Source organism: Streptomyces sp. NPDC002867 (assembly GCF_053591895.1).
Window position 1 is genome coordinate 1 of the sequence record NZ_JBSFUR010000120.1, and the last position, 1,147, is coordinate 1,147.

A 1,147-nucleotide genomic window follows, 5' to 3' on the forward strand; every position below is an offset into this window, starting at 1 on the left:
AGGTTGTCCGGGACGAGCCGGCGCGGGACGCCTCTAATATGCGGGTCTCGATGTCAAGCCATAGTCGAAAGAGGAAGCCGCCCGTGAGCACTGAGCCGCTCCGCAACCTGCGCTATGTGGATGACATCACCCGCGATGACGTCCTCACGCTGGAGGCGTTCATCTACTCCCAGCTTCGGCCAGTCCAAGACGCAGCTGGCGAGACCGGGGACACGTTCTGCGCGTTGCGTTCCCTGGAGATCCTGCTCTGCGACTCGGCAGGGCTCCTGCTGGCACTCCTCGACCGGAGCGGACGAGGCCAGGAGGAACGGTCCACCATGCTCCGCGAGTGGAACCGGTTGTGGACCACCGCGAGCTGGTGGAACTACCGCGACGGATATGACACTGACCGCTGGAATCGCCTGGATCACGTGGACGCCGCTGCCGAAGCCTCACACCATGCCGAGATTGCAAGAGCTCAAGTAGGCACTGGGGAGGCCCAGTGAACAGGTAACTGTCGATTTGGCGAGTGGAGATTGTCAGGAGGCTTCTCCATCGAGGCGACTGAGGAGTCCGTCGAAGATCTGCTCGCGTGTGACCTGGCCCTTGGCAGCCGCGTCGTCTCGTTGGCGTTCGAGGGTGGGCCGGAACTCGATCGTGGTGACGAAGAAGGTGCAGGACTCGCAGATCGACTCGAAGTGGCAGTCCATCTCGACGGGGCGAGCGCAGTAGCCGTTGCCGAGCATGCGGCGGTGCATCTCCCGGCGAAGCTTAGCCATCTCCGAACCCTCGGCGTCGGCCGGCAGCTGGCGCGGGGCATCGTAGAGCGCCTCGACCTTCTCTGAGACGGCGAAGTACTCGTCGGCGACGGTCCGGTCGGCGATCCGGGCGTAAACACGCGTCATGGACAGCGACTTGTGTCCGAGGAGGGCGGCGATTGCTTCCAGAGACATGCCCCGGTTGATCGCCTGGGTCGCCAGAGTGTGGCGGAGCTGGTGCGGGGTGACCCTGCCCAGTCCGGCCCTTTCGGCGGCCTTGCGGACCGCGGCCTCGATGCGGGAGGCGTTGACCGGGCGGCCGTGGTCGGTGAACAGCAGGTTCGAGCGCAGGCCCTCGGGCCGGTGCAGCAGCCAGTCGTCCAGCAGTGTCTTCAGCTGTGGGTGCAGGG

2 protein-coding genes are annotated in these 1,147 nt (G+C 65.3%); one reads left to right on the forward strand and one right to left on the reverse strand.

Translation table 11 applies throughout. From position 1 onward, the window contains the following. The first annotated feature begins 83 nt into the window (after window positions 1–83). The gene (locus ACWD0A_RS34845) at window positions 84–485 is read left to right on the forward strand and encodes a hypothetical protein (RefSeq protein ID WP_451304711.1); all 402 of its coding nucleotides are present in this window, start codon (window positions 84–86) and stop codon (window positions 483–485) included. A 33-nt stretch (window positions 486–518) separates the two neighbouring features. Here the strand turns inward: ACWD0A_RS34845 and ACWD0A_RS34850 are convergent. After that, window positions 519–1,147 (reverse strand): tyrosine-type recombinase/integrase (locus tag ACWD0A_RS34850; protein WP_451304712.1); only part of this gene is annotated, 629 nt, incomplete at its 5' end.